General features: G+C 73.3%; 18 protein-coding genes and 3 pseudogenes. 14 read left to right on the top strand and 7 right to left on the bottom strand.

From position 1 onward, the window contains the following. Nucleotides 1-106: 106 nt before the first annotated feature. The 3 genes from AB0N63_RS19475 to AB0N63_RS19465 all read left to right on the top strand — a co-directional run bounded on the left by AB0N63_RS19475 (nucleotide 107) and on the right by AB0N63_RS19465 (nucleotide 1461). Complete coding sequence (locus tag AB0N63_RS19475) at nucleotides 107-685, top strand: rhodanese-like domain-containing protein (protein WP_365530227.1); 579 nt, start codon at nucleotides 107-109, stop codon at nucleotides 683-685. A gap of 198 nt (nucleotides 686-883) precedes the next feature. Next, complete coding sequence (locus tag AB0N63_RS19470) at nucleotides 884-1030, top strand: hypothetical protein (RefSeq protein ID WP_019984206.1); 147 nt, start codon at nucleotides 884-886, stop codon at nucleotides 1028-1030. A 119-nt stretch (nucleotides 1031-1149) separates the two neighbouring features. Next, nucleotides 1150-1461, top strand: coding sequence for a hypothetical protein (locus AB0N63_RS19465; RefSeq protein WP_365530226.1), 312 nt, complete (start codon nucleotides 1150-1152; stop codon nucleotides 1459-1461). Between the two features lie 214 nt (nucleotides 1462-1675). Here the strand turns inward: AB0N63_RS19465 and AB0N63_RS19460 are convergent, their stop codons facing one another. Continuing rightward, nucleotides 1676-1948, bottom strand: a complete 273-nt coding sequence (locus AB0N63_RS19460; RefSeq protein WP_365530225.1) for a hypothetical protein — start codon at nucleotides 1946-1948, stop codon at nucleotides 1676-1678. Between the two features lie 162 nt (nucleotides 1949-2110). Here AB0N63_RS19460 and AB0N63_RS19455 point away from each other — a divergent pair, with 162 nt between their 5' ends. After that, nucleotides 2111-2734 carry a helix-turn-helix domain-containing protein gene (locus tag AB0N63_RS19455; RefSeq protein WP_365530224.1) on the top strand — a complete coding sequence of 208 codons (624 nt, stop codon included), beginning with the start codon at nucleotides 2111-2113 and terminating at the stop codon, nucleotides 2732-2734. Nucleotides 2735-2867: 133 nt separating this feature from the next. Next, nucleotides 2868-3065: pseudogene (locus AB0N63_RS19450) on the top strand (universal stress protein); the annotation flags it as partial. A 236-nt stretch (nucleotides 3066-3301) separates the two neighbouring features. On the opposite strand, the gene AB0N63_RS19445 reads toward AB0N63_RS19450, so the two are convergent. Continuing rightward, complete coding sequence (locus AB0N63_RS19445; RefSeq protein ID WP_365530223.1) at nucleotides 3302-4000, bottom strand: CBS domain-containing protein; 699 nt, start codon at nucleotides 3998-4000, stop codon at nucleotides 3302-3304. Nucleotides 4001-4242: 242 nt separating this feature from the next. Between AB0N63_RS19445 and AB0N63_RS19440 the strand changes: the two are divergent. The 3 genes and pseudogenes from AB0N63_RS19440 to AB0N63_RS19430 all read left to right on the top strand — a co-directional run. Further along, nucleotides 4243-4732, top strand: a pseudogene (locus AB0N63_RS19440) (ATP-binding cassette domain-containing protein); the annotation flags it as partial. A gap of 4 nt (nucleotides 4733-4736) precedes the next feature. Then, nucleotides 4737-5040 (top strand): annotated as a pseudogene (locus AB0N63_RS19435) ((4Fe-4S)-binding protein); the annotation flags it as partial. Between the two features lie 549 nt (nucleotides 5041-5589). After that, the gene (locus tag AB0N63_RS19430; RefSeq protein WP_365530222.1) at nucleotides 5590-5913 is read left to right on the top strand and encodes a hypothetical protein; all 324 of its coding nucleotides are present in this window, start codon (nucleotides 5590-5592) and stop codon (nucleotides 5911-5913) included. Nucleotides 5914-5962: 49 nt separating this feature from the next. Here AB0N63_RS19430 and AB0N63_RS19425 read toward each other — a convergent pair whose 3' ends face one another. Both AB0N63_RS19425 and AB0N63_RS19420 read right to left on the bottom strand, forming a co-directional pair. Then, the gene (locus AB0N63_RS19425; RefSeq protein WP_365530221.1) at nucleotides 5963-6367 is read right to left on the bottom strand and encodes a VOC family protein; all 405 of its coding nucleotides are present in this window, start codon (nucleotides 6365-6367) and stop codon (nucleotides 5963-5965) included. A 377-nt stretch (nucleotides 6368-6744) separates the two neighbouring features. Next, on the bottom strand, nucleotides 6745-6972 hold the full coding sequence (locus AB0N63_RS19420) for a DUF5133 domain-containing protein (protein WP_365530220.1): 228 nt from the start codon (nucleotides 6970-6972) through the stop codon (nucleotides 6745-6747). A 200-nt stretch (nucleotides 6973-7172) separates the two neighbouring features. Between AB0N63_RS19420 and AB0N63_RS19415 the strand changes: the two genes are divergently transcribed. After that, the gene (locus AB0N63_RS19415; protein WP_365530219.1) at nucleotides 7173-7364 is read left to right on the top strand and encodes a hypothetical protein; all 192 of its coding nucleotides are present in this window, start codon (nucleotides 7173-7175) and stop codon (nucleotides 7362-7364) included. A 243-nt stretch (nucleotides 7365-7607) separates the two neighbouring features. On the opposite strand, the gene AB0N63_RS19410 is transcribed toward AB0N63_RS19415, so the two are convergent. Further along, nucleotides 7608-8894 carry a GNAT family N-acetyltransferase gene (locus AB0N63_RS19410; protein WP_365530342.1) on the bottom strand — a complete coding sequence of 429 codons (1287 nt, stop codon included), beginning with the start codon at nucleotides 8892-8894 and terminating at the stop codon, nucleotides 7608-7610. Nucleotides 8895-9043: 149 nt separating this feature from the next. Beyond that, entirely contained in the window at nucleotides 9044-9937 is an 894-nt protein-coding gene (locus AB0N63_RS19405) for a hypothetical protein (RefSeq protein WP_365530218.1), read from the bottom strand. A gap of 341 nt (nucleotides 9938-10278) precedes the next feature. Here AB0N63_RS19405 and AB0N63_RS19400 point away from each other — a divergent pair, with 341 nt between their 5' ends. Both AB0N63_RS19400 and AB0N63_RS19395 read left to right on the top strand, forming a co-directional pair. Further along, complete coding sequence (locus tag AB0N63_RS19400; RefSeq protein ID WP_365530217.1) at nucleotides 10279-13419, top strand: TIM-barrel domain-containing protein; 3141 nt, start codon at nucleotides 10279-10281, stop codon at nucleotides 13417-13419. Between the two features lie 355 nt (nucleotides 13420-13774). Further along, nucleotides 13775-14980, top strand: a complete 1206-nt coding sequence (locus AB0N63_RS19395) for a cytochrome P450 (protein WP_365530341.1) — start codon at nucleotides 13775-13777, stop codon at nucleotides 14978-14980. A gap of 57 nt (nucleotides 14981-15037) precedes the next feature. Here AB0N63_RS19395 and AB0N63_RS19390 read toward each other — a convergent pair whose 3' ends face one another. Beyond that, the gene (locus AB0N63_RS19390) at nucleotides 15038-15865 is read right to left on the bottom strand and encodes an alpha/beta fold hydrolase (RefSeq protein WP_365530216.1); all 828 of its coding nucleotides are present in this window, start codon (nucleotides 15863-15865) and stop codon (nucleotides 15038-15040) included. A 118-nt stretch (nucleotides 15866-15983) separates the two neighbouring features. Between AB0N63_RS19390 and AB0N63_RS19385 the strand changes: the two genes are divergently transcribed. The 3 genes from AB0N63_RS19385 to AB0N63_RS19375 all read left to right on the top strand — a co-directional run bounded on the left by AB0N63_RS19385 (nucleotide 15984) and on the right by AB0N63_RS19375 (nucleotide 18827). Beyond that, nucleotides 15984-16403, top strand: a complete 420-nt coding sequence (locus AB0N63_RS19385) for a MarR family transcriptional regulator (RefSeq protein ID WP_365530340.1) — start codon at nucleotides 15984-15986, stop codon at nucleotides 16401-16403. A gap of 821 nt (nucleotides 16404-17224) precedes the next feature. Then, nucleotides 17225-17782, top strand: coding sequence for an NUDIX domain-containing protein (locus AB0N63_RS19380; RefSeq protein ID WP_365530215.1), 558 nt, complete (start codon nucleotides 17225-17227; stop codon nucleotides 17780-17782). A gap of 136 nt (nucleotides 17783-17918) precedes the next feature. Continuing rightward, entirely contained in the window at nucleotides 17919-18827 is a 909-nt protein-coding gene (locus tag AB0N63_RS19375) for a poly-gamma-glutamate hydrolase family protein (protein WP_365530214.1), read from the top strand. Nucleotides 18828-18925: the final 98 nt, after the last annotated feature.

The raw sequence follows: 18925 nt of genomic DNA, 5'->3' as shown, positions 1-18925 counted from the left end.
GTCGGTCGCGCCCCCACCGATACCGATTCCGATACCGATACCGATCCGACTGATACTGACCGGCACCGACACCGATCCGACACCCACACACGAGGACACGTCCCCCATGACCACCACCCCCGTAGCCCTCACCCCCGACGAAGCCCGCGCCCGTCTGCACGAGCTGACCGTCATCGACGTCCGCACCCCCGGCGAGTACGCCGGCGGCCACCTCCCCGGCGCCTTCAACGTCCCCTTGGACCAGATCGACCGCGCACTGCCGGGCCTCCGGAGCGCGGCCGGGCACGGCGGGATCCTGGTCGTCTGCGCCTCCGGCAACCGCTCCCAGAACGCCTGCCGGACCCTCGCCGAACACGGCATACCCGCCGCCTCCCTCGTCGGCGGCACCGGCGCCTGGGCCGCTCAGGGCAACGACCTGGAGCGCCCCCGGGACGGCAAGAAGGCGACCTGGGGCATGGAACGCCAGGTCCGGCTCACCGCGGGTTCGGCCGTCCTGCTCGGCCTGACGCTCGGGAAGTCCGTCCACCCGGCCTTCCGGCTGGTGTCCGCGGGCATCGCCGGCGGCCTGGTCTTCTCCGCGGTGACCGACACCTGCGGCATGGCGGCCGTCCTGGCGAAGCTCCCCCACAACCGGCCCCGCCCGGCCGACCTGGAGGCGACGCTGGCCCGGCTCGGCAACGGCTGACGGAAGGAACCGGCCGGGAGCCGACGGAAGCACCCCGCCGGACCGGACAGCCGCGGCGCCGTACGGAATGTCCGGCGGCGCCATGCGCGACACGGCACGTCCGAGCGGCACGGACTGGAACCCCGGTCACCGGGCAGCCGTACCGGAGACGACGGTCCGGCGCGGAGCCGGGCCGGTCAGCGAGGGAGGGAAGCCACCGTGGCCGGAGTGCTGGGACGGATCAAGGAGTTCGCGCGGAGCCCGCAGGGGCGGCGCACGATCGAGCAGGTGCGGCGCACCGCGAGCGACCCGCGCCGCCGCGCCCAGGCGCAGCGGCTCTTCCAACGGCTGCGCGCCCGCCGCTGAGCCACCGGCCCCGCCAGCCACCCCCCGTCAGCCACCGGCCCCGTCGGCCACCGCGGCCGGTCCGGGACACGGGCACGGCGGTCACGTGTCGGACACCGCCGTGGGGAAACCCGGCGGGCATGACAGCACATGAGCGGCGGCAGCGGTCGTCCGGGCCCGACCGTCAGGTGGTCGACCGGCTGCTGCCCGTCTGGCTGGCGGAGACGGAACGTCACGATCCGGACGCCGCCCGGCGGGCGCGCGAGGGTTGGGAGAGCGGCGCCCTCGCCGAGGACAGCGCCCAGGACCTGGCCACCTGGGTGACGGCGAGGATCACGGACACGGCCTTCAACGCCGACGAGGGCCCGTCGGTCGACGGCCCCGTCCGGATCACCCCGGCCGACAAGGAGAGCGTGCACAGGTGGCTGGCGTCCCGGGGCCACCACGTGTGACCGGCCGCGGGACCGCGACGCCGGGCGGACAGTCGCCCCGCGGCCATGCTCACACGCCCTTGGACGTCGTCACTCCTCACACCCTTCGATGTCGTCGTCGCACCCGTCCCCGTCATCGGGTGCACGGCGTCGAACCGCCACAGCACCGGGCCGTCGGCGCCCCGTCCCGCCGGTGTGACGCGGCCCGTGCGGCCGCGGTCGTGCGCCGACCCCCTCATCGGTGCTGAGCCGTCAGGAGCCAGGTCACGTCCACGAAGGCGACGGCACCCCAGATCGAGCACAGGACCGGGACCGCGGCCGGAGCCAGGGCCGTGGCGAGGGCGCCCAGGCCGATCGTGCCCAGGACCACCCGCGCGCTGCGCCGGGTGGCCAGCGCGGTGCGCAGGGGGCCCCGTTCCGCCAGGCGGTCCGCCAGGTACGCGTCGAACGCCTCGGCGACCTGGTCGTCTATCTCGTCCCGCAGTCGTGCGTCCAGTGAGTCGGACACGGCCGCCCCCTCCAGTCCGAAGAACGTCGAAGCGGTACGCGCCGCCCCGCGCCGAGCCCACGGGCCGCGTACCTTCCCGCGCTCACCCTAGCCGTTGCAGAGAAGCTCTGCAAAGATTCTCTGCGGTCTATCGCAGAGAGTCTCTGCAGTACGCTGAGCGGCATGGCTGAGCGTCCCGAGACACGAGTGCTGACCGGCCAGGACCTCAAGGCCTTCCACAAGGCGCTGTCCCATCCGGTACGCCGCGACATCCTGAGCTACCTCGGCGAGCACGGCGAGGCCAACTCCACCAGCGTCGCCAAGGCGCTCGGCGAGAGCACCGGCACGACCAGCTACCACCTGCGCAAGCTCGCCGATCTCCAGCTGATCGCCGAGATCGAGGAGCGCTCCAACGGCCGCGAACGCTGGTGGAGATCACTCATGACGGACATCTTCACGCCACCGGGGCTGGAGATGACGGCCGACGAACGCGAGGCCGCGCTGAAGATCGGCGCGCTGAAGATGACCCACGACCTGAACCTGATCGTCAAGGCCTATGCCGGGTACGACTCTTCGGCGGGCTGGCACCACATCCAGCGCGCCGCCCTGTGGCTGACGAAGGAGCAGGCGGCCGAGTTCGCCGAGGAGTACCGGGCCCTGCTGCACAAGTACGTGACGGAGCCGGGCGAACGCCCCGCGGGGGCACGCCGTATGGCGGTGCGTCTGGTGGTGCTGCCGGACGAGGGGACGGGGTGCCCCCTGTCCCGGGACGAGGCGGCGGGGCGGGACGGCGACGACCCGCGCTGACCGGCGGGGCCGGCGCCCCTTGCCCGTATGCGAAGACGGGTCCGCCGTTCGCCCGTCGCGCCCGCGCGGCGTCCGCTCAGGGTGCGCGCCGGTCGCCGAAGTCCCGTACCACCGTCACCGGGCAGATCGCGTGGTACGGGAGGGCCTGGTCGAGGGCGACACCTCGGAGGCGCTGATCCGCGCCTCGCAGGGTGCGGACGTGCTCGTCATGGGCCGCCGCGGCCGGGGCCGCTTCGCGCGGGCGATGCTCGGCTCGGTCAGCCGGCGCTGCGCTCAGCACGCGGCCTGCCCGGTCGTCGTCGTGCACGAGGACCGCGGACCGGCGCACTGACCGGCCGCGGCCCCGTCGGCCGGGCGACCCGCTGTCCGCGTGACCGCCCGGGAGCCCCGGCACACGCGCCGCCGCGGCACGAGCGCCCGCGTGCCGGCGGGCCACCTGGACGGCGGGGGTCCATCCGGACGGCAGGCCGCGGACGGCCGACGGTCCGGGCGGCCGGCCATCCGGAAGGCAGGCCACGCGGCTGTCCGAACACCCGGACGGCAGATGATCCGGACATCCCGTCACGGCTACCTGCCGTCCCGACCGGCCCCGCCCGGGGCGCGTCCTGGCTCCGGGGCCGCCCGGAGGCCGTCGTCGTGCGGGCCGCCGTGCTCCTCCTCTTCGTCCCGTTCGTCGTCGTCCCGCTCGGAACCGAGCCGGTTCACCACGTCCACCACGCCGTCGACGCTGTCGCACAGGCGTACGGCGATCGGGATCAGGCTCTTGCGCTCCACCGTGCCGCTGAGCGTCACCCGCCCCTCGGCGACCTCGACCGTCAGGGCCGAGGGCGGCAGCCCCAGGGCCTTGACGATGACGTCCTCCAGGATCTCCTCCTGGATCGCGCGGTCCCTGCGGAGGAACAGCCGCACCAGGTCGCTGCGGCTGACCACGCCGATCAGACGGCCCTCGCCGTCCACCACGGGCAGGCGCTTGACGTGGTGGCGTTCCATCGTCCGCGCGGCCCGCACCGCGTGCCAGCCGGGTTCGGCGACCACGGCCGGGCTCGTCATCAGGTCCCGGGCGGTGCTGCCCCGCCCACCGGAGGTCTGTCTGCGCAGCAGATCGGCCTCGGAGACCACCCCGACCGGCCGGTCCTGGTCGTCGACCACCACGACGGCGGTGATGTCGCACTCGTCGAGGACACGTGCGATCTCCTTGAACGGCGTGCCCGGCCGCACGCTCACGGCGGTGGGCGTCATCAGATCGCCCACGCTGCGTCGTGTCATCGCTCAGCTCTCTCTCCGCCCGGCAGGGGCTCCTCCGGCCCGGCATCGGCTCGCACGCGGCCGTACCGGGCGCCGTCCTGATGCACCCGGTGGTCTCACCGTACGGCCTCCCGCGGGCCGCGGTGCACGGTGCGCGCCCGGGACCGGCCCCGGTGCCGGCGCCGAGGGACGTCTCCCGGCCGTTCGGTGCCGTACGCGCCCCTGAGGGGCTCTCCCTGGAGCTGTCCCCCGGCGAGTCGTACGCCCTCCTCTTCGGCGTCGTGCGCACCCTGCGCGAGCGGGACGCCGCCGTCCTGTTTCGTCTCCGACCGCCTGGAGGAGATCTTCGAGGTCCGCCGGCGGGTGACGACACCGCGGGACGGCGCCTCGATCACCGGCGAACCCCTCGACGGCATGACCGAGGACGACCTGGTGCGCCGCATGGTGGGCCGCGCCGTCGACGAGCTGCACCCCGGGCAGGACGGGCGGCCGGGCGGGGTGGCGCTGGGCGTGCGCCGGATCACCCGCGAGGGCGCCTTCACCGACGTCGCCTTCGGGGTGCGCCGGGGCGAGACGACGGGCCTGGCCGGGCTCGCCGGCGCGGGCCGCACCGAGGTCGTGCGCGCCGTGTCCGGCATCGGCCGGTGGGACGCGGGCGAGGCCGAGATCGACGGCCGAAAGCTCGCGGGCGGCTCCTCGTCGGCCGCGATGGCCGCCGGCCTCGCCCTGGTCCCCGAGGACCGGCGCGCCCAGGACCGGCTGCGTCCGCCCCGGCCCCGTCGGTGCCATCCCCAGCCCTCAACTCCGGGGCGCCAAGAGCGACATCGACGCCCCGCTGCCCTACGCCTCCCCCCTGCCCTACGCCTCCCCCCTGTGCGGCGCCTGCTACGACGTCCGCCCGGCGCCATCGACATCCCCGAAGTCCCCGTCCACCGCGAACGCGCGGCGGAGGGCAGGAAGGGACATCGGCTGGGTAAGGCCGCGATGACGGCGGCGGGTTGGGTGCTCGCCCCTCCGGCCGTCCTGGCGTCCGTCAACGGCTCGCCGCCAGGACCCGGAAACCGCGCCGGAAGCGACGGCACGGTCCGGGCACCGGCCGGAGGCCGAACTCCCGTGGTCCATCGCTTGGTTGCTCGCGCGGCACGGTGCGAGAAGCGACGCCGTCCCGGCAGACTGCCCGACCACCGGCTCGCCGACGCCGAAGGGGAGCGGGGCACGGACCGTCCGCCGATGAGCGCGCGGCAACTCGACGCCGCGGGCGCGATGGTGACGGGCTGCGCCCTGGCCGTCGCGGGGCCGGGGACCGTCATGCTCGACGGGGGGGCCGGGGCAGGCGCGGCGGACCCTCACCCTGGTACCCGCTGACCTTTGGCCACCCATGACGTCGCACTGGACCGGATCGAGGGGAGGCACGGGCCACGGCCCCGGGAAGCGATCCTCGTGACGCCCGCGGAAGAGCGACAGACAAGAACAGCGGCAGATAAATAGATCTATCGGACAAATTGGAGCGTACGGGTGTTTGCCGGGTTAAAATCTGTGCACGACGTCTAACTTTCTCCCTGTCAGTTTCCAGCCTGAAATGGGCTGCAGTGACCCAATAGGGAGAGATAATGCGCAAGTTCCAGAAGGCCGCTGTCGTCGTGGCCCTCCTCGGCAGCGTCGGCTTCGTCGGTGCCGGTGCGGCCCAGGCCCACGGCGGTGACGGCGGGCGGAAGGCTGACACCCGGCAGAGCCAGGAGCGTGAGGGCGGCAGCGGCGGCGGCGCGCTGATCGACAGCCACCAGAGCCAGACCTGCACCGGTCAGGTCGACGTCCAGCAGGGCCTCGTCGACGTCCAGGACCTGGGTGCCGCCGCCAACGCCATCGTCGGCATCGGCAACCCGGTCGGCAAGACCACCACGGTGGCCTGCCCCTCGGCCCTCACCTTCGGCTGACGGACACCGAAAGCGGCAGGCCAGGGTCACACCCTGGCCTGCCACCGCCTCACGGAGCCGTCGGCGACTGCTCGTGGCTCCCGTAGGGCCGCGTGATGATCTCCATGCCGTGTCCGGCCGGATCCATGAAGTACACGCCGCGCCCGCCGTGGTGGTGGTTGATCTCCCCCGGCTGCTTCAGGTGCGGATCGGCGTAGTAGGTGATCCCGGCCTCCCGGATGCGTGCGAAGGCCGCGTCGAACTCCTCGTCGGAGACGAGGAAGGCGTAGTGCTGCATGACGATCGACTCCGCCGGGACGGCGGCGAAGTCCAGGGTGACCCCGTTGGCGGTGGTCACGGGAAGGAACGGGCCCCATTCGGTCCCGACCTCGAGCCCCAGGACGTGGGCCAGGAACTCGGCCGACTCCCGGTTGTCCCGGGCATGGACGATGGTGTGATTCAACTCGACTGACATCTGTGGAATGCCTCCGCAAGGCAATCTCACGGGCACCTCCATGCCTCACCCGGCCGGTGACCGACACGCGATGCCGTGCCCTGATCCTAGTGCTGTGACCGGGAAGGTTCACCGGCCAGCGACGCCCGGCACGGCGCCTCGCCGCGTTGTCGCATCACCCGAGTACATCCGGTTCGCGGGTGATGCTCCGCCTCGCGAGGCTCCCCCACTGCCTGAACGGCGCGGGAGGCGCCCCCCGTCACCGGACGCCGCGAGCTTCCCGGCAAATCTCCCGGTCACAGCACCAGGCACCCCCGCCCACAGCGTCGGACCCCGCACCCGGCACCGCCTCCGACTCCGCCGGCCCCGTTGCTGTCCGGCCCGGGCGACCGCTCGGGTCAGCTCACGGACGAGTCGTCCTCGGGGCGTGCCCCGGGCAGGTGGTGGCGGGCGGCGATCAGCGCGGCGTCCACGTCCTGGGTACCCGTCGACACACACAGGGTGTAGGCCACGTCCTGCATCCGCTGGCGCACCTGATCGCTCTCCGCGTCGGCCGCGTGCAGGGCCGCCAGAGCCTCGTACTGCTCGATGAGATCCCGCAGCACCGCGGGGTGGGCCAGCAGCATCCGGAGCACTCCTTCCACTCCGCCGCACGTCACCGGGCGGGCCGTGCACTCCTCCTCCCGATTCTCCGCCCGCCGCGGCCCACCCGCCAGGTGACCGCCCCCGGCCCTGGGGACGGGGCCGGAGATGCGGGGGGATGCGGTCCGGTCCGGCATGCCGTCGGCGGACTGCGGGAGTGCCGCCCCGGTCCTAGTCTGGAGGTATGGACGAGGACGAACACGTCTGCCCGGTCTGCGGGCAGTCGGTGGGCACGGTCGTCCGGCGGCACAAGACCCTGGGCGTATGGGTGCCCGTGCGGCGGCCCGGACCGTGCCGCAACCCCGACTGCGGGACTCCCGAGCGGCTCTCCCCCGAGCAGCCGGACGAGCCGCGGGAGCCGCGCCCGGAGGACTAGGACCTCTTGCTCGGATCATGCCGGGCCCGCGGGGCCTGGCGCCTCCCCCAAGCTCTTCGAGCAGGGGGGACCCCCGACCCCCACGCCGCGCCGTCGTCGGTTGCCATGGCTCCCCCCCCACCCACCCACCCACGATGCTCCCCGACTGCCTGAACGGCGTGGGAGGTACACCGCATCACCAGGCCCCGCTCCCTGATCCGGCCTGATCCAGACGAGAGACCCCAGGACCGTCCCCGTCCGCGCTCAGAGCCGGCTGTACGTGCCGATGTCCTCCTCGAACTCCTCGATCGCCCGGGCCGTGAGCGTGGGCCGGGTGTCGGCGATGGCCGTCATGAAGTCCTCGGTGGTGGCCGGCCCGCCCCGCCGCTCGGCGACCTCGCGTTCGAAGGCCGCCTGGGCGCCCTTGCGGGCCGCGAACTCGATGTCGGCCGGGGTGAACAGCTCGCTGGCGCCGACCAGTCGGGCGAGGTCCACCGAGTCCGTTCCGGCCCTGAGGTAGCGGGTCCAGATCGCCGCGCGGGCGGTGGGGTCGGGCGGGCCGATGGGGATGACGTAGTCGAACCGGCCCGGCCGCAGGAAGGCCGCGTCCAGGGAGCGTACGGAGTTGGTGGCGCAGGCCAGCAGGCACGCGTCGTGCTCGCGGAAGACCGGGATGAGCTTGAGCAGTTCGTTGGTCACCCCGTGCCCGGGATCGACCGCCTTCCCGGACCGCGCCCCGGCGATCTCCTCGACCTCGTCGATGAAGAGCACGACCGAGTCGAGCACCGCCAGGTCGGCGAACGTCTCCCGCAGGGCGGCGGCAAGGCCCTCGCTGGTGTCGGCCGCGAGCCGGGACGGGAACAGTTCCACGAACGGCCAGCCGAGCCGCGAGGCCACCGCCTTGGCGAAGCTGGTCTTGCCGGTGCCCGGCGGGCCGAACAGGATGACCGCCTTGGGCGGCACGACGCCGTAGCGGTCGGCGAGCGCCGGCTCGGTCAGCGGGAGCACCACACGGCGTTCGATGACCTGCTTCTCCCGCTCCATACCGGCCATGGCGTCCCAGAGGCCCTCGGGCAGGAGCCGGCCGCCGAGCGCGGCGAGGACATCGGCGTTGGCGGTGCCGAGCGGTTCGAGTTTCTCGTAGTAGGTGAGGTCGTCGCGGGACCGGTAGCCGGAGTTCTCCAGCGCCTTCGTCCCGGCGGCGTGCGCCGGCAGCAGCGCGCTGATGTGGCGGACCCCGAGCGCCCGCAGCCGGCGTTCCAGCTCCGCGACGAGGGCACTGCCGATCCCGCGCTCGCGCCAGCGGGCGGCGAGCGCCACCAGGAGGACCCAGCCCCGCCGGCCGGACGCCTGCGCGACGGCCATGCCCACCAGTTCGTCGCCGACCAGCGCGACCACAGCCGTCTGGCCCGCCTTGGCCGCGGCCATCACCTCGGAGACCGGGAACACCCGGTCCTCGTCGGCGCGGCGGCTCTGGTCCCAGATCTGGATGGCCTGGTCGAGATCGTCTTCGTGATAGTCGCGCAGATGCCATGCGGGCATCGTCACCACCACCTCACGCGGCACGGTGGTCCCATTGTCTCCCGCGAGTGCGCCGGACGACGAACCCGGCGCCTCGGCCGCGGGCGGGGGACGCCCCGCACGACCGCCCCGAGGCACACTCCGCGCCGATCACCGTCCCTGCGTCGGCCCCGTGTGGATCAGTCTCCCCGCACCTCCCCTCCTGCCCCCAGGTCCCGGTCCAGTTCGTCGCGCCACTCCTCGCCGAGCCTGCGGTGCAGGACGGACGCGGTGGTGACCGGCAACGGCAGTTGGAGGAACCGGCGGAGCGCGTCGGCGGCGTCGGCACGCAGTTGCCAGGCCTCCAAGTCCTCGCGGGTGAGGCGGAGTCCGGGCGCGTCCCGGCCCCGCCGCCAGGACGGTTCCAGGGCCGGCCGGGCCGCCGTGGCCTCGGCGACGAGGGCGCGCATGCGCAGGTCCAGGGGGCCGTCCTCGACGAGTTCACATGTCTCGCCGAGGTCGACGGCCGCGAGGGTGAGCATCACTTCGGGATGGGCGTCGAGCCCCGTCTGCACGGTGAGTCTGCGCAGTTGCGCGGCCATGGCCGTACGCAGCCGGGGCTCGGGGGTGCGTTCGACCAGGGCGGCCAGGTCGAGATGGCGGATCTCCGGGACGGGGCGGCGCGACCACTCGGGGATGTCCTCCAGGACCGGCAGGACCAGGCCGCTGTCCAGTGGTTCGTCGCGCACGTGATCGGGGTCGAAGTCGATGCCGTGCGCCTCGCGCAGTCCGGCGAGGAGGTCGGTGTACGCGGCCGTGGAGCCCGGCCAGGGACCGACGCCGGCCACCGGGGCCGGCTGCCGCCCGTTGAGTCCGAACGCCGCTGCGCCGTCGCTCGGTTCGGTGCCGTCGTGGCAACGGAGCGAGGCGACGAGGTCGGGGGGAAGCTCAGTCCGAGCCGCTGCTCGGCGGCCGCTGTCGCGTCGGGCGAGGCGGGCGGCCACGGACAGCGCCTCGGCGAGGAGGGGGCCACCGGTCCTCCGGCCCCGCGGGCCCACCTCTCCGCCGCCCGCCGACTTGGGTGTGTTCCGCAATTTTCCGCGTCGCCCTCATGTACATGACGGAGGCGGCGTGCTGTGATGCCTCTGCACGTTTTACAACGCTGAAAAGCGGGCGGAAGGAGCACTTCCCGGTCGCCTGCCCGGCCTGAGAACGGAGCTGTCCGATGAGACCCCTGCACATGAGGCGACGGCCGGGACACACGCGGTGGTGGGCGTCCACCGCCGCCCTGGCGACGGCCGCCGCGGTCGCGCTGTCCGGCGCGGGACCCGCGTCGGCCGCGACACAGACACAGGCATCGACATCCGCGTCCGCCATCGCGTCCGCGTCCGCGTCCGCGTCGGGGCACGGGACGCACACCCGGCGCGCTCCTGCCGTGAAGTCGGGCGACGCCCGTTTCGAAATCCTGTCGCCGACGCTGATCCGCACCGAGTACGCGGGCGACGGCGCCTTCGTCGACACGCCCACGTTCAACGCGGTCGGCCGCGACGACTTCACTCCGGCCGCCTACACCACCGAGACCTCCGACGGCTGGCTGACCATCAGGACGAGCGCGTTGACCCTGCGCTACCGGGTGGGCTCGGGACCCTTCAACGCCCGTGATCTCTCGGTGCGGTCGACCGCGGGCGGCGCCCCGGTGACCGCCACGCCCTGGCAGCGGCTGTCCTGTCCGCTCGGGCGGCTGTGCGAGGCGGAGAGCCTGCGACTCGACGGCATGGCCGTGGCCTCCGACCACACCGGCCACACCGGCGCCGGCTTCGCCGCGGGATTCGCGACCAGCGGCAGTTCGGCAGCCGCTGACATCGTTGTCGACAGCGCCGGGACCTACCAGTTCGCCCTGCGCTACGCCAACTCCCTCGGCGGCGACGGCAAGAACGAGGCCCGGACGCTTTCCCTCACGGTCGACGGCGGCGCGCGGCAGACGGTGACGCTGCCGGCCACGGCCGACTGGAACACCTGGAAGCTCGCCACCGCCGAGGTCGTACTGGGTGCGGGCCACCACACGATCGCGCTCACCCGCACCGCCTCGGACACCGGGAACGTCAACGTCGACAGCGTCGCGTTGGTGCGCCCCGGCGACCCGTACCCGGCGGTGTCCACGACGGCGATCACCGACTGCGCGCTCGACGTGAGTTGCGAGGCGGAGGCCGGGCGGGTCGCCGGCACCGCGACCAGTGCCGTCGACCACCGGGGCTACGCGGGCGGCGGGTTCGTCGCCGAGCTGAACCAGGGATCGGGTCTGACCACCCACCTGGTCGGAGTGCCCGCCGACGGCACGTACACCCTGCGGGTGCGCTACGCGAACGGCACCGGCGGCGACGGGCGCCACCAGACCCGTACGGCCTCGGTGACGGCGGGCGCGGCCACCGGCACGCTGACGCTGCCCGCGACGAAGGACTGGGACGACTGGCAGACCGCCTCGGTGCCGGTGGCCCTGAAGGCGGGCGAGAACGACGTCACGCTCGGCTGCCCCGACGCGGACAGCTGCCACGTCAACCTGGACACCGTCTCCGTCACCGCCGCCGGCGCCGCAGCCCCGCAGCCGCACATCGCGCTCGGCGGCTACCGCCGCGGCCTGGACGGCGTGACGGGTCAGGGCGACGCCCCGGCGACCACGCCCGGCCTGCTGAACAAGGACGGCTGGTACCTGCTGGACGACACCCCGTCGGCGCTCTACGACACCGCGACGCGGAAGGTGACACCGCGGCCCTCACACAACGGCCAGCCCTACCAGGACGGTTACGTCTTCGGCTACGGACACGACTACAAGCAGGGCCTCACCGACCTCGCCACGCTCACGGGGCCGCCCGCGCTGCTGCCCCGGTGGGCGTACGGCGTCTGGTACTCGGAGTACATCGACCGCACCGCGGCCGACTACGAGAACACCATCCTGCCCGCCTTCCGGTCCGAAGGCGTCCCGCTGGACGTCCTGGTGACCGACACGGACTACAAGGCCGTGAACAACTGGAGCGGTTGGGAGATCGACACCGGCAGGTTCCCCGATCCGAAGGCGTTCTTCGACTGGTCGGCCGCGCAGGGCCTGCACAACACGCTCAACGTGCACCCGAGCATCCTCGCCTCCGATCCGCAGTTCGCCCGGGCGCAGGCCACGGCCAAGGGCAAGCTGGTGAAGGGCGGTTGCGCCTCGGGCGCCTCGGTCGAGAACAACTGCTACACCTTCGACTTCGGCGACCCCGACCAGCTCAAGGCCTATCTGGACCTGCACCGGACCATGGACGAGCAGGGCAACGACTTCTGGTGGCTCGACTGGTGCTGCGACTCCTCGCAGTCGTCGCTGCCGGGTGTGACACCGGACGCGTGGATCAACCAGCAGTACGCCGACCTCACCGGCCGGACCCTCGGCCGCGGCTTCGTGCTCTCCCGGGCCTACGGCTCGCTGCAGGCGGGCGGTTACAGCGGTCAGCAGGCGCTGCCGACCGGGCCGTGGGCGGACAAGCGCACCACCGTGCACTTCACCGGCGACACCTCCTCCACCTGGGGCACCCTGAGGCTGGAGGTCGGCTACACCCCGGGCGAGTCCGCCGCGACCGGGATGGCCGCGGTCACCCATGACATCGGCGGCCACAACGACACGACGGGACTGACCGGTTCGGAGACCTACACCGACGGCGGGCAGACCCGCACCACGCACAAGCTGCCCGACGACCTGTACGCCCGCTGGGTGCAGTTCGGCGCCTTCCAGCCGATCGACCGCCTGCACAGCAACCACAGCGACCGGCTGCCCTGGCAGTACGGCGCCCAGGCGCGGAAGTCCGCCGACGCGTTCCTCAACCTCCGTGAGAACCTGGTGCCGTACACCTACTCGCTGGCCGAGGAGGCGAACCGCACCGGCGTGCCGATCGTGCGCCCCACCTACCTGGAGTACCCGGACGAACCCGAGGCGTACACCACCGCGGGCGGCGAGTACTTCTACGGCTCCGACGTGCTGGTCGCCCCGGTGACGACGCCGGGGACGACCGCGACCACCTCGGTGTGGTTCCCGCCCGGCCAATGGACCGACTACTTCACCGGCAGGACCTACCGGGGCGGCACCACCCAGGACATCACCACGAGCCTGGACACCATGCCGGTGTTCCTCAGGGCCGGCGGCATCCTGCCGACCCGCACCCACGACGTCGACGCCGACGAGAAGGCCCCGCTGACCGACGTCACGCTGACCGTCGCCGCCGGCGCCTCGGGGACGACGAGCCTCTACGAGGACGACGGCGAAACGGCCCCCGGCAAGGCCCGCAGCGCCACCACGACCATCCGGTACGCGGAGTCCGGCGGCCGTCACACCCTGACGATCAACCCCGCGAAGGGCTCCTTCCCCGGCCAGGTCAAGGACCGCCGCTGGACCGTCTCCGTCATCGGCGCCCAGCCCCCGACCCGCGTCACGGCCGCCGGCCTGCGCCTCCCGGCCCACGCCTACCACTGGAACGCCACCACCCACACCCTGACGATCACCCTCCCCCACCGCCCCGCCCACACCCCCCTCACCGTCACCTACCGGTAGCGGCAGAGCACTTCACACGTCCCGGAGCACCCGACACGACGGCCCCGCTCCCGAACCCCACCGCCCGTCTCCGCCCACACCCCGCGGAGGCGGGCCTTCGGCGTTGTGCCACAGCCGGCGGAACCGGGGTGGCCGTCCGGGCGTAGGCCACCTGGCTCATGTGGCGGCGTGCATCGTCGGTGCGGGTGAGGCGGCGTGCTTCCCTCGTGTCAGGAGGCATATGACAATGGCTGACACGCGACCGCAGGTTCCCCCTTCCCCGCCGCTCACGTCCCGGCGTCGCCGGCCGGCCGCCGCGGCGGCCTCGGCACCCTCGTCCACCGCGCCGCCCGCTGACGCCGGGAGGAGTGGGCCCATCACCGCTGACGAGAACAGCGTCGTCTGCGCGTTCGACTACAGCGAGGCGCTGGAGTTCGATCCCGCCCTGGCCGACCTCATGGCCCGCGGCGGTCCCACCCGTATCCGGCTGCCCTACGGGGACGCCGACGCCTGGCTGGTCACCGGTTTCGACGCGGTCAAGCAGGTGACCACCGACCCCCGGCTGAGCCGGGCCGGCATCATCGGCCGCGACTACCCGCGGATGACGCCCGAGCCCATCGTCTCCACCGAGTCACTCAACGTGATGGACCCGCCGTACAGCACCCGCGTCCGGCGCCTCGCCGCGCAGGCCTTCACCCAGAGCCGGGTGGACGGCATGCGGCCCCGGATCGTCCAGCTCGCCGACCGCCTGCTGGACGGAATGGAGGAGGAGGGGCCGCCCGCGGACCTGGTGCGACATCTGTCCGACCCGCTGCCCCAGCACACCATCCTGGACCTCCTCGGCGTCGAACGGGAGCAGTGGCCCCGCATCCAGGCGGCCGTCCGACAACTGCTCACCGTCGGCGCGGGCAACAAGCAGGCCGCCGCCACCGCCAAGGCCGACCTGCGGGCCTACTTCGCCGAGCTGGTCGAGCAGCGCCGCCACGCACCCGGCACGGACCTGATCAGCGCGATGGCCGCGGCGCGCGACGGCGAGGAGTGCCTCGACGACAGGGAACTGGCCGTCATGGCGCTGATGCTGGCGCTCAGCGGCCAGGACACGGCCACCTGCCAGATCAGCGACATCACCTATCTGCTGCTGACCCGTCCCGAGCTGAGGGACCGGCTCCGGAGCCACCCGGAGAGCCTGCCCGGCGTCCTGCACGAGCTGCTGCGCCACATCCCCTTCCGCAAGGGGATCGGCATCCCCCGGGTGGCGCTGGAGGACCTCGAACTGGGCGGTGCCCTGATCCGCGCGGGCGACTTCGTCCATGTGTCGTACCTGACGGCCAACCGCGACCCGGAGCACTATCCGGACCCGCACGACATCGCTCTCGACCGCCCCAGCAGCCCGCACATGACGTTCGGTTGGGGCGGCCACCGGTGTATCGCGGTGCCCCTGGCCATGGCGGAGCTCGAAGTGGCCGTCGGCCGCCTCCTGGAGCGCTTCCCCGGGCTGCGGCTCGCGGTCCCGCCCGGGGAGGTGCGCTGGGACGCCGAGACGATCAGGCGCTTCCCCCTGGAGCTGCCGGTGAGCTGGTAGCGGCTGCCGGGCGCGTGGCTCCGCGTGGTGCGGTACTGCCGCGGCGCCCGAACGCCCTCAGGGGCGGTCCACCTCGTGGAGGAACGCGGCGACGGTCGCGGTGTACTCCTCGGGGTGGTCGAGGTTGGGGAAGTGCGCGGCGTCCTCGATCACGGCCGTGCGGCCGTGCGGCGCCGCTTCGGCGATGCAGTCGGCCATGGCGCGCGGTTCGGGTGCGTCCTGCGCGCCGTTGAGGGCGAGTACGGGGACGGTGATCCGGGCCGCCCGGGCGGCGAGGTCCGGCACGCGGACGTGGTGGTCGGGCTCACCGGGCGCGTGCTTGCCGATGGTGTGCTGCCGCATCGCGCGCAGGCGGGCGTACACCTCTGGGCGTACGGCCTCGCGCGGGCGCCCGCGGCCGTGCACCCAGAGGTCGCTCACGTCGTGCCACGCCTCGATGTCACCGGCCGCCAGCGCCTGGAACGCCTCGATCTGGGCCTGCCGGGACCACGGGTCGGTGAACTCGCGTTCGTCCGCGCCGCCGCCGGAGACGACCAGGGCCCGGACCAGTTCGGGGTGTTCCAGCGCGGTCGCGACGGCGATCATCGCGCCCATGGAGACGCCGACGAGGGCGGCGGGGCCGACACCCAGATGGCGCAGCAGCTCGGCGAGGTCGTCGGCCTGTCGGAACGGGCGGCTCGCGTTCGCGGACCGCCCGTGGCCACGGGCGTCGGGCGCGATGACGCGAAACTCCTTCGCGAGGACCGGGATCTGCTCGTCCCACATGGTGTGGTCCACGAAGCCGGCGTGCAGCAGCACCACGGGGAGGCCGGCGCCATGGGTGTCGCGGTACGCGAGCGCGCCGTCGGAGGACTCGAAGAAGCGGAGGTCTGTGACTTCACTCATGACAACCAGGTTGTCATGAGTGGGAGAGAATGACAACTTGGTTGTCATATACCATCGGCCTGTGAGTGATGAAGAGCGTGAACGCCCGCTGTCCCCGGCCGAGGCGGGGCCGCGGCTGATGGAGATCTTCGCCCTGGTGGGACCGCTGTACCGGCGGGTCCAGCGGCAGATCGAACGGGACGCCCCGCGGCAGGGCCTGTCGGTGGGGGTGCGCGCGGTGCTGGACCTGCTGCGCGAGCACGGGCCGATGACGGTCCCCCAGATGGGCCGGGCACAGTCGATCAGCCGTCAGTTCGTCCAGCGGACGGTCAACGACGCCGCGGCGGACGGGCTGGTGGAGGCCGTGCCGAACCCCGCGCACGCGCGGTCCTCGCTGATCCGGCTGACCGACGCCGGCCGCGCGGCGATCCAGGCCGTCGTCGCCCGGGAGCACGAACTGCTGGCCGAGGCCGCGGACGATCTCACACCGTCGGACGTGGACACGTGTGTGCGGGTGCTGAGCCGGATGCTGGCCCTCTTCGAGGACGTCGACGGCTGAGGGCGCCGGCCTCGGCAGCCCGTCGCAGCTCACTTCCACCGGCGTGCGCCGTCCGCGCCGCGCCACTCGTCGTACACCGCCCGCGTCATCCGTCGCCGTCCGCCGGGCCGTCGTACGCCGGCTGCCACATCCGGGACGCCGCCATGCCGTGCCGGCGTTGGCCGCGGCCCGCGGGCCGTGACACCGAGCGCGACGTCGCCGGCGAACACCGGCAGCCCGTCTTCGCCGCGCCGCGCCGGGATGCCGGGGAGGCGGCTGACCCGCTCGCCCGCCGCGTCGACCGCACCTCGGACGCGCTGCGGGGCGTGACCGAGACGGAACCGGCCGCGAAGGACACGGCCGGCACGACTCCGGCGACGCGGAGGCCGTCATCGGGACAAGGGGCCTGCCGCCGCCGTATGGACGGCAGTTCTCCGGAGCGGCCCGCAGGGACCGAAGGGACCGGTGCGGCGAACTCGGCGGTAACAACCGGGCCCGGTCGGGACACTCGGCGTTTCGGCCACCGCGCCGCGGCGCGAACTCCCCGTACGACAACGGTCGACGCGTCGCACACCCCGTGAGAACCGCTCCGTTCCCGGGAGCGCGGACCGACCGAAAGACATGTGTTCGAAGTGCGGCCGGCGTCGTTGGACCCGGTGACACGGAAGCGACGTCACGAGGGGGCCGACGTTGGCGACGACCGGACCACACCACGAGCCCGAACGGGACACACGGAAGGCAGCGCGGGGTTCGGCGCGGGAAACGGCACGCGCGGAGCGGACGACGAGCACCCCGCCGAAGGCCACGGGAGCGGCGCCCGCCCGGCACCCCGGCGGTGCGCGGTGAGCGGCGGGCGGCACACCGAACCGCTGGACGTGCACCTGATCCTGCGCCGGGAGACCGGCGGCGGACCGCGGGTCCTGCTGTCGCGCCGGGCCGGTCCGGTGTACGCGACCGGGCTGTGGCATCTGCCGTCCGGACACCTGGACGGCCCCCACGAGGACGTCGTCACCGCCCTGGTCCGCGAGGCCGGGGAGGAGACCGGCGTCGTCGTCGACCCGGCCGACGTCCGGGCCGCCGTCACCGTGCACCACCGCGGCCCCGGCGGCTCCTCCCGCACCGGCTTCTTCTTCGAGGTCCTGCGGTGGACGGGTGAACCCCGCATCGCGGAGCCGGACCGCTGCGACGGGATGGAATGGGCGCCCCTGGACGCGCTTCCCGCCGGCATGGTGGCGTACTGCCGTGCGGGTCTGGACGCCTACCGGGCCGGCGCGCGACTCGCGATCCACTTCCAGTCGCCCGGTGACGCCGTGGCCCACGTACCCGGCGCCGACCGCCTCCGCCTCGTCCCGGACGTCTGCGCCCCGGCACCCGCCACGACGAGGGGAGGCGCGTCGTGACCGCGAAGGGGGGACCCGACACTCGTGCGGGGCTCCGACCGGGCGGCTTCCCGGACGGGCCCCGCAGCGCGCCCGCGAGCGGCGCGAGGGCGGCCCGGCGTGGGGGCCGGAATCGGCGTGATGCAGGATCACCTCCGTGAACAACACCAGCAGACGCACCGTCCTCGCCTCCGTCGCCGCCGTCGCCGCCGGCCTGCCCACCCTCAACGCCGTGACGGGCAGCGGCGCGACCCCGGCCGCGGCGGCCGACCAGTACGCGTCCAACTCCGAGCTGTACACCCGCACCGCGGACCGGGAGGGCATCGACTGGGTGCGCAGGTTCCGCGTCGGCGCCCCGGCGCAGCTCACCGACAACGCGCGCGGCACCAGCATCCCCGTCGGCAGCACGGCCGTGATCGCGCCGCACGGTGGCGGGATCGAGGCGGGCACCAGTGAACTGTGCCTGGCGATCGCCGGGTACACCCCTTTCGACACCAGCACCGACCCGGCGAGCGCGGCACTGCCGGGTGAACCGCAACGTGACTACTGGATGTTCGAGGCACTGGCCAACTCCGCCGCGCAGCACGTCACATCGACCCACTGCGACGACCCGGCCGCCCTGGCCGTGTGCACCGCCAACCTGTACGCCGTCTCCCTGCACGGGTTCGACGACACCGCCGTGAAGAAGATCAACATCGGCGGCCGGGACGCGCGGCTCCGGCGCAATCTGCTGGCGGCGTTCACCAAGTACGGTCTGACCTCCCCCGCGGCCAGGCCCGAGTGGAACGTCACCGTGGTGCTCGCGGGCGCCGACGACCCCATCAACGGCGACGACCCGGCCAACATCGTCAACCGCACCCGGACCGGCGGCGGCGCCCAGCTGGAGCTGTCCACGGCGCTGCGCAAGGCGATGTTCGGCGACTTCTCCGGCGCGGCCAAGCGCAGGACGACGTTCGGCGTGCCGAGCGCCGACAGCCCTTACGCCGACCACTTCTGGAACGGCTTCGTCGGCGCCGTCCGGGAAGCGGTCAAGAACCACGAACTCGGCCTGGACGCCCTGCAGTAGGGCAGCTCGTGCGGCACTGCGCCCCGCGCCGACGGAGCGGGCGGACGGCGATCACGCGGGCGCGCCGACTCGTTTCCGGCCCCTTGAGGTGAGGGTCC

The sequence above is a fragment of the Streptomyces sp. NPDC093260 genome, assembly GCF_040683715.1.
In the GTDB taxonomy this organism is placed as follows: Bacteria; Actinomycetota; Actinomycetes; order Streptomycetales; family Streptomycetaceae; genus Streptomyces; species Streptomyces sennicomposti.
Note: the sequence above shows the minus strand (reverse complement) of the source record. Positions and strands in the feature narration are given on the sequence as shown.